The organism is Pseudomonas sp. BTN1 (genome assembly GCF_001907715.1).
GTDB lineage: Bacteria > Pseudomonadota > Gammaproteobacteria > Pseudomonadales > Pseudomonadaceae > Aquipseudomonas > Aquipseudomonas paracarnis.
In genome coordinates, this window is sequence record NZ_MPBM01000037.1 from 1 (window position 1) to 14,847 (window position 14,847).

A 14,847-nucleotide genomic window follows, 5' to 3' on the forward strand; every position below is an offset into this window, starting at 1 on the left:
TGCCTACCACCCCCGGCGCCGTCGGCGTGGTTCATGCAGCCCGTCGAGCCCAACTTGACCCAGCGCATGCGCAACGAATTGTCGCCATCACCGACGACGGGGATAACGCCATAATCGCCTTGCGCGCGTGCCAGGCCTATGTCCGCGCAATTGCACGATGAGTGCGTTGAGCTAATATTGCCGGGTGCGCTCTGACTTCGATCATTTTGGTAACTGAAGGGCACCATGGATAAGCGGCTTGCGGGGCTGTCAATACTGCTCACCCTTGGATGGGTCGTCACAGTGGCGTCTGTCATGTGGTATTTCTACGACAATTAACCTAAAGGTCGTATCACTTCTGGTCCCTTATTCCGCACGTTACCCACGGCCATGCTGACCTTGAACCATTCGAACACTTCGGACGGCTCGCCCTGGTGCAGGACCATTTGCTCGGCGCGCTCCTTGGGCGTGGCCGGGTCCAACCATTCCCGCGCCAGGTCCGGGGTAAGCACCACCGGGCGTCGGTCGTGAATGTCCACCATGCCCCCGGCACTGTCGGCGGTGATGATCACGAAGCCATCATGCTCGCCAGGTCCTTCATCAGCGTCCGGTAGCTGGCCAATCGCAGCGCAGAGTATCGGGGCACCATCCCGCCGGCGGATAAGGTACGGCTGCTTCTTGGGCCCACCTTCGTCTACCCACTCAAACCAGTTATCGATTGGCGTGATCGCCCGGTGCGGCCAGATCGCCCGGAAGAACGGGCCGTGGGCTACCTTCTCCACGCGGGCATTGATCGGCGCTGCCCGGTCCTTTGCCCAGTGCGGTCGCCAGCCCCAGCGTACCGGGTCGGCGTGGAGCAGGTCGCCCTGTAGGTGCAGCAGCGCAACCGCGGTTGTCGGTGCAACGTTGTACCGCTCAATCGGCTGATCGCCCACGGAGTTCGCCAGCGCATTGGGCATACTCAGCGCTGCAACGAAGTCGTGGATTCCCCTGTACTGCGAAAGTCTCCCGCACATAAGCATCTCCGCTCGTCGGCCCCGATGAACAGCCGGTCCCCGGCCAATCTCTACACTGTAGACACTGGCCCGAGGTATTCGTCATGGCGATCAACATTGATCAGGTGAACGCAATGGAGGCGTGGTTTGCACTCCGCAATGATCCCGCATTCATATCGGCCACACCGGAAGAGCGTTACGAAACGCGACTGGCCCTGGCTGACGACCTCAAGCAACAGGGGTTGATCAACGAAGGTGAATGGCGTGAACTGACTGAGGAAGCAGTTGCGGCCTATGCCGACGAGCTAGGCTAATGGCTGCTTGTAAACGCTAAGCTCGAGCAGCAGGCGCTGATTCTCCCTGAGCAGATGGTCGCGCTGCCCGGTGATGATCTTCACGCTTTGCACTGAGGCAAACGAGTATTGCTGTTCCAGCATGCCTATTTTTTCAAGCGCCTCGGCGAGCTTTGCTTCTGTCTCGGCTTTTCCCGTCATCAGCAGGTCATTCATCTGCACCAGCCCGGCGATATTCGCCCGCGCTCGACGCAGCATGCGCTCGGTCTCCACCAGCTCATCTACGAGAATTGAGCATTGGTGCTGGTACATCTCCAGCGGAGTGGGGCAGCCGAGCCAATCATCGGTGTCCATGTCTACGTTCATAGCGTGAATCTCAAGCACTGTATGTGCGTACAGTAATCGAGGTGGTGCAGGTTTGGGGAGTGGTGTTCGTCGGCAGGACGCCGGGGAGGGTGCGTGACTTTTGCGTGACACTCTCACGCACTTGTAAGCTCTTGTGGGCAGTCGATTGCAGCGAGCGCCAATAAAAACAGCTACTTAACAATGTCTTACAGGTGTACTGCGTGCATGGGGTGCTAGGGGTCGAGTGTTCGAATCACTCCGTCCCGACCATATTTTTCAATGACTTAGCCCGGTTCGGAAACGACCGGGCTTTGTTGTTTCTGGCATTTGATCATTTTGGTCACCGTTGGGTCACCGTTAGCAAAAAGCTCGTAGAGTGCGCCATACAGGGCTTCGTCGCGTTGAAATCTGTCAAAGCTCCAGTCCTGACTGTATTGGCTGCGGTCTGTTCCTTGTCGCGATCTTTCTCTTGACGGGCACTGGCTGATATCGGCGCGACGAGCTGTTCTCAGATCTTTTTTTCTGATCACTGCGTATTTCGGCCCATCGTGACCGCCCGTTTCGGTACAACGTGACCGACCATTTCGCTAACGCGTGACCGCTCATTTCGCTAACAACGTGACCGATTTTCCGCCTGTTCCGAAACAGCCGGTCACGCCCTTACCGAAATGACCGGTCACGTTGTTAGCGAAATACCCTCCACTGCGTTGCGCATGACCTGACCCGCCGCCACCCTCCGTCCCATTTCGGGGAATCGAAGGATGGCGGCGCAGCGAGTAGCCATGCGTAATATCAAAGAATGCCTGCGCCTCAAATTCGAGGCCGACCTGTCCCACGAGAAGATCGCCCGCGCCTTGCAACTGTCCAAGGGCGTCGTCAGCAAATACATCAAGGCGGCGCGCGACACCGGTATCGAGTGGGCCACGCTGGCTCTACTGGATGAGGTGGCGCTCGGCGCCGCCCTGGTGCCCGCCGCCAAGACCGTGCACACACGCGGCGAGCGCGTGTTGCCCGACGTGATCACCCTGCACCGCGAACTACGTCGCAAAGGCGTGACGCTACAACTGCTGTGGGAGGAATACACCGCTACTCATCCCGACCAGCCGACCTACCGCTACACCCAGTTCGTCGAGCATTACCGCAGCTACGCCCGGACGCTCAAACGTTCGATGCGCCAACAGCACCGCGCGGGCGAGAAGCTGTTCATCGACTACGCCGGGCCGACGTTGCCGGTGATCGACGCCGCCACCGGCGAGATCCGCCAGGCGCACATCTTCGTCGCGGCCCTCGGCGCCTCGAACTACACCTACGCGTGCGCCACGCCGGGCGAGACCCAAGTGGACTGGCTGACGGCGTTGAGCCAAGCCCTCGGCTACTTCGGTGGCGTCCCCGAAATGATCGTGCCGGACAACCCGCGCGCCCTGGTCGCCCGGCCTGACCGTTATGAGCCGGGCCTGAACCGCGCCGCGCTGGAGTGCGCCCAGCACTATGGCGCCATCATGCTCCCGGCGCGCCCGCGCAAGCCGCAGGACAAAGCCAAGGCAGAGGTCGCGGTGCAGGTGGTCGAGCGCTGGATCATGGCGCGGTTGCGGCATCAGCAGTTCTTCAGCCTGCATGCGCTCAATCAGGCCATCGCCGTCTTGCTGGAGGACTTGAACCGACGCCCGTTCAAAAAGCTCGATGGATGCCGACGGGACTGGTTCGAGCAACTCGACCAGCCGGCGCTGAAACCGTTGCCGGCGCACCCGTATGAGGTGGTGACCTTCAAGCGCTGCAAGGTCAACATCGATTACCACATCGAGGTGAATGGCGGCTTTTACAGCGTGCCCTCGGCTTTGGCCCGGCAAAGCGTCGACGCCCGAGTGGGTGCCCATACCGTCGAAATTCTACATGGCAACCGCCGGGTCGCCAGCCACCTGTTGCTCGCGCGGCGCGGCGCCTACAGCACCCAGAGCGAACACATGCCGGCCTCGCACAAGGCCCATCGCGACTGGACACCTCAGCGCCTGCTCGACTGGGGCGAGCGAATCGGCCCGCACGTCCGGCAGATCGTCGAGCACCAACTGACCCACAAACCCCATCCGGAAATGGGCTACCGCTCCTGCCTGGGCCTGCTCTCGCTGGCCCGCCAATACGGCAACGAGCGTCTGGAAGCAGCAGCCAGCCGCGCCGTCCAGCTGCGCGCGCTCAACAGCCGCACCGTACGTAACCTCCTCAAGCAAGGCCTTGACCAGCACCCGCTGCCCAAGACCACCACCGCCGCATACCCGAGCCGCCACGAGAACGTGCGCGGTGCCGACTATTACACCCAAAAGGAGCTGTTCAATGATGACCCAACACACGCTTAATCAGTTGCACCAACTGCGCCTCAGCGGCATGGCCAAGGCGCTGGAAGAGCAGTGGACACTGCCAGCCAGCCACAGTTTGAGCTTCGATGAGCGGCTCGGCCTGCTGCTTGACCGCGAACTGGCCTGGCGCGACAACAAACGCCTGGAGCGTCTGCGCAAACAAGCCAAGCTCAAATACGCTGGCGCCTGCCTGGAAGACCTCGACCGCCGCCGCGGCAGAGGCCTGGACGAACGCCAGATAGCGACCCTGTCCAGCGGCGACTGGGTCCGCCAACAGCACAACCTGTTGCTGACCGGGCCAACCGGCGTCGGCAAAACCTGGCTCGCCTGCGCCCTGGGCAACCAGGCCTGCCGCCAAGGTTACAGCACGCTATACCTGCGCACGCCGCGCCTGCTGGAACAACTGCGCATCGCCCACGGCGACGGCAGCTTCGGCCGCACGCTGCAACAACTGGCCAAAGTCGACGTGCTGATTTTGGACGACTGGGGTCTGGCACCGCTGGAAGAAAACGCCCGGCACGACCTGCTGGAAGTAATCGACGACCGCGCCGGTGCCCGGTCGACGGTACTGACCAGCCAACTGCCGGTCGATCACTGGCACGGCTGGATCAACGACCCGACAGTGGCCGACGCCTTACTGGATCGACTGGTGCACAGCGCGTATCGAATCGTGATGAAGGGCGAGTCGCTGCGACGTAAAAAGACGGAAGAAGAAGCGGCATCGTGACCGATGCGGTTAGAATTTAGACCCCGCGCAATCGGGTGGAGAAACCGGTCACGTTGTTAGCGAAATGACCGGTCACGATGAGCGAAATACGCAGATCACCACCTGAAAAGGATATGGCAAGTCAGGGTGAGGTCGATCACCAACTGTGTAATGTAGGTGTTTTCGTCCTGCGAGTTCCGTAACATCCGCAACAGTGAGGTGCTTTTGGCGTCACTCAGAGGGCCTGGGGCGGTGTAGGCGTGACCCCTTGCGCTCGCATTAACTGAGTGGAGATCGTCGCATGGTGAGCGTTGTAGAGGGGGCTGTTTTTCTGGTGTTCGGAAGAAGGCTCGAGATGGTGTAGTCAGACAAAGCTCGAAGCGACTGCCAAAGTACGGCTTTCTCGAAGCTTGTTAAATTGAGTAGGTTCGATGTAGCTGCGCGCCCATCCATCGTCAGGACATGCAATGGCTGAGGCAATGGGTGCTTAAAGGAAAGCGCCCGGCGCAAATTCCTTTTAACTATTCATTTTCATCTTCGGCTACAGCGCTGAAAGCGAGGTCTTTTATCATTATCACGCCTGGTGTTACACACTGAGCAGCGTTAATAAAAAGCTTGCCGGTGCTGAAATCTTGGGTGAACTCCACCTTCCATGTGAAGAGCTGCTTTGCTTCGGTGGTTTCACCCTGCGACGTAGCGAAGAACGAAGTTTCGAAGTCAACGTCGTCCTCATCATAGATTTGTTGACTTGTCTGGACAGCACCACCTTGCGTGAAGGTGTTGGAGTCGACCCGAAACTCCTCATTTTGAAGGCTGATCACAGCCTCACCCATAGCTTTGATGTAAAACCCCATCCGATTGCACTCCTTGGTTAGAATGGAATTGTAGGGGTGAATCAATGGGTTAAGCCAGTATTTCGAAAACTGGTGCTCAATCCAGCTGCTTGCCATGCTTCTCTATCGGCGGTTATTCCTGAAGAAGAGGAGCTGCGTCCTCATCACCTCAAACCCAGATTCCGCATTGCAGATGGCCCTCGAGGAGGGTCAAGCAGCCCGCCTCAAAGTCGCAAGCGGGCTAATAGATAGACTTGTTTCAATCCACGCCCATTGCCTTAAATACAGCCTCTACTGGTTCGCCATAAAAGCTGGTTTGAAACTTGGTGAACAGTTCGGCTGGGATGCTGGGGATGTCCTTGGCACTGCTCATTGGAAGCGCAACGCGCTTGCCTCCCGCGTCGAAAGCCACTTGCAGGCACTCGGCGATACTTTCAACTGGCGTGATGCTGCCGCCCAAGCTCATATCGCCGAGCACGACCATTTGACCTTGCGCAGGCCTGCCCATTAGGCCGGAGGCAAAAGCTACTAGGCTGGGTAGGGCCATATGAGTAAGAGGGCCGGTGTTTTGCAGTTCAACCACATGTAAATGGAAGTCGTGCTCCAGCACCTTAGCCGATGAGCTGATGCGCGAGGCGTTGGCCTTGAAGTAGTCAAAGGCAATCCTCACCTGTTCTTTGGCAGAGCTGGAGTTCCACAGGCCGGAGGTAGCTAGCTTGCCAGTACCTTTGGTCACCTGCAGTTCGATCCGATATAGCCCAGGCATGCCTTTGCCGCTCAAGCCTATAGTGTGGATAAAACCGGGCTTTCCTGGCCCTTCAGGGATAAGACCGCCACCGCCTTGCTCTTTCACAGTGACGAAGTGTTCTTCGAGGGTTTCGTTGTCGATGTAGCTGAAGTGAACATCGTAGAATTCCATTCCACCGATCTTCTTGAGCTGTTCTTTCACGCGTCGGCGGACCTGGAGTGCGTATTCGAGGCACTGGCGCACGTCTTCTTTGGTGAATACGTCGTGCGGGTAGAGCAGCTTGAGCAGGCCGGATACTGTTTTGCGTACTGCGATCACATCGCGCTGGTTAAGGTTGTTACCCAGTTTGAAGTGTTTGTCGATGGCGTCGGCGAAGCTGCGCTTGCGCATTTCGCGGAAAAATTCAGCCAGGTAATCGACGATTAGTCCGTACCTGTTGGTGAAAAATTCCGGGCGCATTTTCGGGATTTCCCAGCCAGGAATGTAGGCGTGGAATCTGTCGAAAAAGGCTGCGTCGATCATCTGTTCAGGGAACGGTGCCAGCAGATGACTGGTTTTTACCAGTGATTCAACGCTCTGGTTGATGTTACCGACGAAGACCATGGAGGCCGAAGCTTCCATCTGCTCGCGACCGCGGCCAAAAGAACCTGAGGCCATGAAATCCTTCATGATCTGCACGCCGTCCTTGTCCTTGAAGTTGATGCCGGCCACCTCATCGAAGGCCACCACATCCCAAAGACCGACCAGACCGATGCGGCGGCTGCTCATGTTGTAGAACAGGTTAGCGACGGTGGTTTGCCCGCCGGACACCAGCATGCTGTTCGGTGAACACTCCTTGTATATATGACTCTTGCCGGTACCGCGTGGGCCGAGCTCGCAAACGTTGTAGTTGTTCTCCACGAAGGGAACCATGCGGGCCAGCAAATGCCACTGCACGGACTCATCCAGGGTCGATGGCTCCATGCCGATGGAACGAATCAGTGTCTCGCGCCAGTTTACGGTACTCAGTGCTGCGCGCCCTTCGAACAGCTCCTGCATGTTCATGTTAGGCATCTGGATTGGTTTGAGCAGCGTGACGCCAAAAGGCGATCCCGATTGGCCTTCCTCGTGGTAATAACTGAGTGTGGCAATTACCCAAATACCGCCGACCAGCAGCTTTTCGTATTCCTTGACGATGCCGGCAGATATCTCTGCATCCTTGATACCTAGGTTGCTGAATGAGGCCTCGTAGCGGTCTTTTTTTTCATTCAGTCGCACGGTGACTCGGTCGATCACCTTGTACGTGCCGCGCTCGCGAACTAGAGACTTGACCTTCTCAGCCTCATCCGGTCGAACATAGTTCTCCGCTAAAATTTTCTTGACGTTCTTCAGGCCCTGTTCGATCACCTCTGAGTCATCGGACGCGCAGTACATACCCAGCAAGTACTCGAGCACGTAAACCGGTACGTTCGCGCCTTCCTTTATCAGCTTGGTCAGATCCTTGCGCACCACGCGACCGGCGAAGTACTCGTTGAGCAATTGATCGAGATCTTTATCCACTTGGGTTTCCATCTTGTCTAGTGCTCTCAAAAGTCGTCAGTGAAGGCCAGGTCAATCGTCACACGGTAGCGCTCAAGCTCAGTGTTCAAATCTTTATCGCGGATTACCAGGAAGTAATCTTTCTGCCGGTCGAAGTCGCTGCCTGATAGTGACAGGCGTACATGCTTAAGGCGCTCGCTCATGGAGTCCGTCGCGCAGTTGAACGTCACAACCTCCTCACTGGAGACCGCCTGCTCCCCTTCGTAGATCGCCACAGCAACCGTAACTGGCAGCACCTGCTCGCTGACGGACTCGGTCTGGATCAGGTCAAAGCGCTGGATATTGGTGACCATCTTCAGGGTAGATTTCGGTGAGATCACCCCGACTTTGCGTTTGGTGCGTTTCTCCGCTTTCTCACCGCGTAACTGGTTGACCGTCAGCACAGGAACAACGATTTCCTGGGGCATGGCTCCGCCATGGACGAAGCGTGCACCGCCGACAAAGTGGAAACGATTCGCGCCTTTGGGTATCCAGAACTGAGTGTCCGATGTTGTGCCCGCAGTCTGCTTGGTCGATCCCTGCCAGACATCCTTGGCAGCAGGCAGCGTATGGCCAATGACATAGCGTTTCTTACTCTTGATCGCACTATCCGGCTTCTCTGCGAGTGAGGTGCGATCCGCTGCCTCAAGCTTGCTCTGCTGGAAGAGGAACCCATGATCGGCCGTGATCAACACCGTGCTGGTGTTGAAGTGCATGAGGATCTTGCGGGTCAGCTCGGTCAGCTCCTCAATGGCGAACTCGACGTGGTGGAAGGTATCTACCTCGGAGCCACCGCCCTTGTCACTGCGGTCATCGATCACGTTGTGATAGACGTAAACCAGCTGCTGATCCTTTAGCGCTTCACGTCCAGCGTCACGGGACCACTCTTTGACCTGCAGTGCCGTCACGGCCATGCCGCCATGCTGGGCAAGAACCTTGTCGCGAGCGATGGTGTTGCCAGTATTGAGTCCGTCTACAAAAACACCATCACTGCCCTCGCGATACTCCAACGTCTGGTGTGGCAGCAGGGACGCCATGCCCAACGTGGTGTAACTCGGCAATACGCCCAACTGGCTATTCAGGCTGGCCTTGCTGTAGCGCTTTTCATTGATGCGCTGGCACAGCTCGACGGCGGCTTCATAGCGGAAGGCATCGCTGATAATCACTACAACGCGCTTGCTACGATGTCCCTCCAATAAGGGTGCTACCCAACGCTCATAGAAATTATGCTGGTTAGGAACGCCAGGTATTTTCCAGTAATCCAAGCGCTGTTCGGCCTCAACTCGGTCGCCCCAGGAGCGTCCGAGCTGATCGAGATACCAATACGCATAGCACTGCTCGACGGCTTCATCGAGCTTCTTCAGCAGCTCAACGTGTGCGCGCTGGGAGGCTGCGAAGTAATGGCGGTAAGCAGTGTCGAAACGGTACAGCTCGCTCTCATAGGCTTTGTACAACGCTTCGGTGCTGGCGAAGTGGAAGCCTGCAGCGTACTGGTGGCGCTGCGTAAACAGGTCGATTGCAGCCGACAGCGCCGTGTATAGCAGCCGGTACTTGCGGCGTGTCTCATCGTCCTTATGGCGAGTCGCCCAATAGTTATCCAGTCGCTCGAAAATGATCTTCGCAAACAGACCGAGGTCACGCGGATCTGCCTCCGGAATAGCCTTGGTCAGATCGACAATGATCTGCCGCTCGACGGCTTCGAAGGTTGCAACATTGGCCAAGTTCTCCAACGAGAATTCACAAATTTTTTGAGTGATATGCAGGGCCTCACCGACCCAGCCGGAAATCTCATCATAGGCTTGGTAAAACCGTGAGCTGTCACGCCAGCGGGAAAGCAGTGCACGTGAAGTAGCGCGTGCGCTGGCTGAGGGGATAGCAATCGCTGAGGCCCAGTTGGGTATATCACCGATACTTTCGCAGAACCCGGTTGCCAGCAGTTGAATTAGGAAATGCCCAAAGCTGAAGGGTTTATCGCCACTGATTTCCTCGATGGAGGCTGGATAGCCTACCTCGTCACGCAGGGCCTGCAGCAACGCAGGCATCAGGTCGAGCTTGTACAGTTCATCGATGACCGCTGGATTCTGCTCAAGACCCAAATCGTCACGTACGGCACCATCGGCCAAAGTGCAAAGCAGCGTCATGACGTCACTGCCACTTGCACCCAGCACAACGGCAATCATCGCCAGATCCAACTCATGCTCAGTGTCAGTTGGTTGGATCAAACGCTTCAGGCTAGCTAGGCGAGCCCTGCTGCCAAGGAAGCGCTCACGCTTGGCTAGATGTTCACGGAGCACCTGCTGGTGTAAGCCCAGGTCATTGAATATCAGTGACACTTTGTCAGCGTAGAAACTGCGCGAGTACAGCTTGATGTCCAGCAGCCAGTCATCATTCGCGTCTGGTTCGGCGCAAGGGAAATAGAGCAGGTACTTACCTTCAGTGTCCTCAAGCTCCAGCTTGAGCTTGGTACCGAAGGTGGAATGCCCCTGCATGTTCAGCACCTGAACGCCGGGCAGATCAAGCTGGCCGAGTTCATCCGTGAAGCCCTGCTCAGGGTCGTACCAGAAAACGATGCGGTGGTTTTCTTTGAAGAATGCCTGATTCAGGCCTTGGGTCAGTTGTTGGGTGTTCATGCACTTATTCGCCTAAGCCTGAAGCAGGAAACGAGAGGTCAGCGTGGGAAATGTCATCGTAAGACAACAATGCATCCCTGACGGCCCGGAACTCATCAATATGTACGTTTTTTCGCGTAGATGTCGTCCTTGAAAAACATCCGGAGATTTATTTCTCGAAAAGCCAGGGTTGTCACCATAGTTGTAATTCATGGCTGGCCTTGCAATGGTCCGAGTTCACCTGAGTTTGGTGAGCAAACTTCTTTAAACAGGGTAATAGCTTTCCACCCGTATTTGTTCTTGGTTTTGTCAAAAGACATAACGGCTGCTCCGGCAACCTCGGTGTCCCGCTGTACGCCTTCAACCAGACCTGGCGGTACAAAAATGTCGCCATTTACAAACCCAAATCCTTTTTCGCTTACTTTCAAGCTTCCTTTGAATGAACGGATATCCTGAGTTTCAATCACCTGTATGTTCTCAACCGAAACGACATCCTGACTCTCAGAGCCCATGTCGCAGAAGATCTTCACAAGAGTTCCAGGCTTAGGGATTTTTCGATATTCGAATACAGCCTTTCGCGCAGAAAATTTAAGATCTCTGTGGATATAAATCGTGGCGCCTTTACCTGACTCGTGTACTGAAAGAAGTACGCCTGACAAGTAGGTTGGTTTGGCCATGGCGTACTGATTGGCACCTATTGCCAGTTCCTCTACATGAGCATCAAGATCACTGGTATCCAGCGATGTGTCAAACCATGCAGATGACGTGAGCTCAACGATGCTGTCTTTAAGCGCCCAGCCATTATCGCTGTAGATTTTTGTCAGTTTTATCAGTGCCTTTGAGGCGTAATCATGCACGCCTGTTTGGGCAAGTAACTCCGCCAGTTGCACCAGTCCGGGTATGCTGAACTTCGGGTCGTGAGCGCAGGTTAAGCCGAAAGAAACTAGGCAAATAGCTTTTTCCGGCTCGTTTTCATAGGTCTTGGCCAAGCCAAACCATGCCCAGGATTCGCCGCGCTTGTTTCTGAGCACAGACAGATAGGCCTCTCGTGCCCTCACGATATCTCCGGCAGTTACAAAGACCCTGGCTTTATCGTATTCAAGCCAGATCTTGTTTTGCGGTGAATCTCCGGCCTTATCCAAGGCGTAGTTTATAAGTGCGACGACTCGACTTGCTGGAAGGGGACTCACTAGCCCTTTGTGCAGATAATTGACAGCCACCATGCGTGCCAGTCGCAGTACAACGCTGGGCGACTCTCCTTTTTCTGTGCTGAATGGTTTGTGATCGTCTGGACTAAACAGTGCGCTGCCGCGTTGCAAAATGAAGAGACAGATTGGATCGCAGAATTTTCCGGTCTCACGGAAAAGATTCCACAGACGGAAATCAATATTTTCACTGGGGAGCTCTAATTGGAGCATGTGAATGCGGGAAGCCCACAGATCAATCATCCGCTGCTCATTGGGATGGGGCATTTTGCTATCGCGTGTTTTGATAGGCTCCAGCAGCTTTTTCAGCTCTGCATAAATGACCCAAAACAGCGAAGTCTTCAGGAACGTGTTACGAGAATCTTGCTCCAATGCCTTGGAACCTACCTGCCAGGCACCTTCCAAGTCCTCGCGCGATTTGTGATCCCGAATATCATCAAAAATACTCATGACTGCACCGCTAATGTCTTCTCCAGCTGTTGCACGATGCTTTCTGAGGACGCTTTTAAGACTCGTATTGAGCTGATCATTCCTTCCTTGTCAGCATTAACTTGGATTTCAATGGCTTCGTTATCAACTGCGAGCGTCAACTGCACCCGATAACTGGTCTCAGCTCCCTCGACTATCACGAACCTATGCGCAGCCAGCAGCTCCTGAAGTGCGTCGACAGCTTCAGCCAGGGTTTCGCTTTGTGGCTTGAAAGGCTTCATCAGAAGCCTGCTGATGGTTTCCTTTTCACTATTGCTGCCGTCGAGAAAAACTACGTTGGTAACCGCAAGTTTTTTGTCGTAATACAGCCTGGCTCGAACGTTAGGAGCGGCCGTTTGGTAAGAGAGCGTGATGACCACCTGATAGCAGTGCTCACGCCAGTCGCTAAGGCTCCAGGCTGAGTCGGCAAGCCGTTCGCTCAGCTCCAGAAACAGCGGGCGTAATGCCATTTGGCTGAAACCCGACGGCATAACCATCGAGGCTTCCTGTTCTGTGGGGTGACGAGATGAGTCATAAAACAGGCCGTGCTTGAGCGGGAAGGTACCAATTGCGAAGTCATGGCCGCGGCTCACGACTGCATTGCTCAGGGGGCTGAGAAAGGGCATCTGACGGACAGTGAACATCTCGTCGGCACTGACTGAGGCAGTATACAGCCAGCGGAAATAGTCGCTATTATTAGGATTTTCACTCGAAGCGCTGCGTGATGCATTTACCCAGACACTAGGCCAGCGACGCCCCTGAGCACGATGCAGAGTCAATGCATGAGCTGGACGGATAAGCGCTGCAGACAGATACCCACGCGCCTGCAGAACTTGGTATTCAAGCCTGTCATATTCGGCCCTTTCCTGCTTATAGCGGGGATCAGTCTTGTCCGGTAGTCGCTGCTTGTGCACTTCAAGCTCTGGCTTGGCAAGCTGTCGAGCAAGCACTTGGAGCGCCAGGTACTGGTCTCCGGTCATGTCAGGCCGATCAGCTTCAAAGTAATCTACCAAGTAGCGGAACTCCACTTCTCCCAAGCCTGGCAGCCGGCAACTGGCGCGCTGGAAGTGAAGGTGTATTGGCTCTTTACGCCCACGAAGCTCAACAAAATGGGTTTCAATACGCTCCTCAACAAGGCCAACAAGACCAATATCGCCGGAGTTGACCCAGCGAATCGTACTTTGATTAATTGCATCTGGCTCGGACGCCAGGATCGGTGAGCGGTTGTGAAAGTCAATCCGATCACCCGCCGCTAATTTGGTCGGACTGAGATGGCCCAGAATCTTTGTTTTCACCGCGCCATTGACCTTGGCGGCTTGTTCATGAGTGCCACAAACCAGGATCGATTCAGCACGGACATTGGATATGTCCGGCACCCAGCCCCTTGAATTGACGTTTTCAAGAATATCAAGACGCTTGCCTGACAGGCGTGGCAGCTTATTGAAGCGGCCTTTGTCTAAGCTATTCACGAGATGCGCCTGCAGTTTGCTTAGCGCGTCATCTCCGACATCTAGAATCTGTTCGGTCAACAGGTAGCTGACAACGCTGAGCCCTAACTGTTCCAGCATGTTGCCGCTGATCAGGGAACGCTGCAGTGATCCTCTAGGCATCTGATAGGGATCGCCGATAACCACAAAAGGTGTTTTATGCTTTGCAATAACCGAGAGAAAGTCATGAATCAGTCGACCGGAACCATAACGCCGGTCCCCCACATCAAACTCTTCGTCACTCAGCAGATGGGCATCCACCAATACAGGGATTTTGCCCTGTAAAAGGTGATCCTCTCTTATCTCGTGAATCCCTACTTTGCGACCGTCTTTAGTCTCAAAACGATTGGGCTGCTGGCTGTACAGCCAAGTATAGATAGAAACGGGCTGAGCTAAAGGGTGTTGATAGGTCGAGGAAATCCGTGCACTTGGGGTCAATAGGAGCAATTCGACACCGGCCTCTTCCAATGCATCCACAAGGTGGGGGAACAAGAAGCGCTTGCCGGTTGATGCCATGCCGGCGAGTCGAAATACGCCGCTGCCAGATTTCAGCCAGGTCGAGAACTCGCCCAATGCCTGACTCTGCTGCTGAGTCAATCTGTGTCCATCGCGCGCTGAGGTCTCCCGGCCGCTCAATCGATTGAGTTTGGGAGCGCCTGCCGGAACAAAAGGATCAATCCCCAGTTGAGCCGTGAGGCGCTCCATGTTTTCGCGCGAGAGAAAGATCTCCCGGCTGACAATGGCGTCCAGATCGCGAACGATCCGTCCCATATCGCTGATATGGAACCATGGCTTTATCAAGCCGGGTAACTGGCGGTGATCGAATTCAATCGGCCCCTGAAAGGCTACCAGAGCAGCGGCATGCCGCCAGTTGCAGGTCGCGTTAAGGTCGGTAAAGTTCCGGCTCAAAAAATCAAGCATGGCCCCTTTATTGATACGCAACTGGCGCAGCGGATTGACGCTGGCGCCGCCCTTTACTTGGACGTTGCTGCCCGCTTCCTCGTCTTCAATCAGCCAAGGGCCGTCTTCAGAAAACTCTAATTTTCCGCGAAACTCCTTAAAGTCGAGGATGATCACCGCGTTCGGCTTGATCACCATGGCATCCAGTTCACGGCTGCCCACATAAAAATTTCCCAGCAGGTACCAGTCCTGTCCAGAGTCTGAACAGTGTACGTCGAGCAAATCAAACAGCTCATTGAACGCTCGATTCTCGTGCGTATGCTCAAAGGGTCTGCCGCGGAATGCTTTCAGTGTCATCGGTAATGCTCCATGCG

9 protein-coding genes and 2 pseudogenes are annotated in these 14,847 nt (G+C 55.5%); 4 read left to right on the forward strand and 7 right to left on the reverse strand.

The window, feature by feature from the left end:
* Positions 1–161: pseudogene (locus BMH52_RS29640) on the forward strand (lysis protein); the annotation flags it as partial.
* 153 nt (positions 162–314) lie between these two features.
* On the opposite strand, the gene BMH52_RS18555 reads toward BMH52_RS29640, so the two are convergent.
* Complete coding sequence (locus BMH52_RS18555; protein WP_073844606.1) at positions 315–995, reverse strand: SOS response-associated peptidase family protein; 681 nt, start codon at positions 993–995, stop codon at positions 315–317.
* Between the two features lie 83 nt (positions 996–1,078).
* Between BMH52_RS18555 and BMH52_RS18560 the strand changes: the two genes are divergently transcribed.
* Entirely contained in the window at positions 1,079–1,288 is a 210-nt protein-coding gene (locus BMH52_RS18560) for a hypothetical protein (RefSeq protein ID WP_073844608.1), read from the forward strand.
* Here the strand turns inward: BMH52_RS18560 and BMH52_RS18565 are convergent.
* Positions 1,280–1,633 (reverse strand): hypothetical protein, encoded by a 354-nt coding sequence (locus tag BMH52_RS18565; RefSeq protein WP_073844610.1) that lies wholly within the window; start codon positions 1,631–1,633, stop codon positions 1,280–1,282. The genes BMH52_RS18560 and BMH52_RS18565 overlap by 9 nt on opposite strands.
* Positions 1,634–2,373: 740 nt before the next feature.
* Here BMH52_RS18565 and istA point away from each other — a divergent pair.
* Positions 2,374–3,918 (forward strand): annotated as a pseudogene (gene istA / locus BMH52_RS18570) (IS21 family transposase); the annotation flags it as partial.
* 19 nt (positions 3,919–3,937) lie between these two features.
* Positions 3,938–4,687 (forward strand): IS21-like element helper ATPase IstB, encoded by a 750-nt coding sequence (gene istB / locus BMH52_RS18575; protein WP_047281083.1) that lies wholly within the window; start codon positions 3,938–3,940, stop codon positions 4,685–4,687.
* A 500-nt stretch (positions 4,688–5,187) separates the two neighbouring features.
* Here the strand turns inward: istB and BMH52_RS18580 are convergent, their stop codons facing one another.
* From BMH52_RS18580 to BMH52_RS18600, 5 genes are all read right to left on the reverse strand, one after another.
* On the reverse strand, positions 5,188–5,520 hold the full coding sequence (locus tag BMH52_RS18580; RefSeq protein ID WP_073844612.1) for a hypothetical protein: 333 nt from the start codon (positions 5,518–5,520) through the stop codon (positions 5,188–5,190).
* Positions 5,521–5,758: 238 nt separating this feature from the next.
* A complete protein-coding gene (gene brxL / locus BMH52_RS18585) occupies positions 5,759–7,798 on the reverse strand; it encodes a protease Lon-related BREX system protein BrxL (protein WP_073844614.1) in 2,040 nt (679 codons plus the stop codon).
* Between the two features lie 14 nt (positions 7,799–7,812).
* Positions 7,813–10,434: a BREX-1 system phosphatase PglZ type A gene (pglZ, locus tag BMH52_RS18590; protein ID WP_073844616.1), complete on the reverse strand. Its 2,622-nt coding sequence runs from the start codon at positions 10,432–10,434 to the stop codon at positions 7,813–7,815.
* Positions 10,435–10,622: 188 nt separating this feature from the next.
* Positions 10,623–12,068: a M48 family metallopeptidase gene (locus tag BMH52_RS18595; protein WP_073844618.1), complete on the reverse strand. Its 1,446-nt coding sequence runs from the start codon at positions 12,066–12,068 to the stop codon at positions 10,623–10,625.
* Entirely contained in the window at positions 12,065–14,830 is a 2,766-nt protein-coding gene (locus BMH52_RS18600; RefSeq protein WP_073844620.1) for an NERD domain-containing protein/DEAD/DEAH box helicase, read from the reverse strand. Before BMH52_RS18600 ends, BMH52_RS18595 begins: the two co-directional genes overlap by 4 nt.
* Between the last annotated feature and the right edge of the window lie 17 nt (positions 14,831–14,847).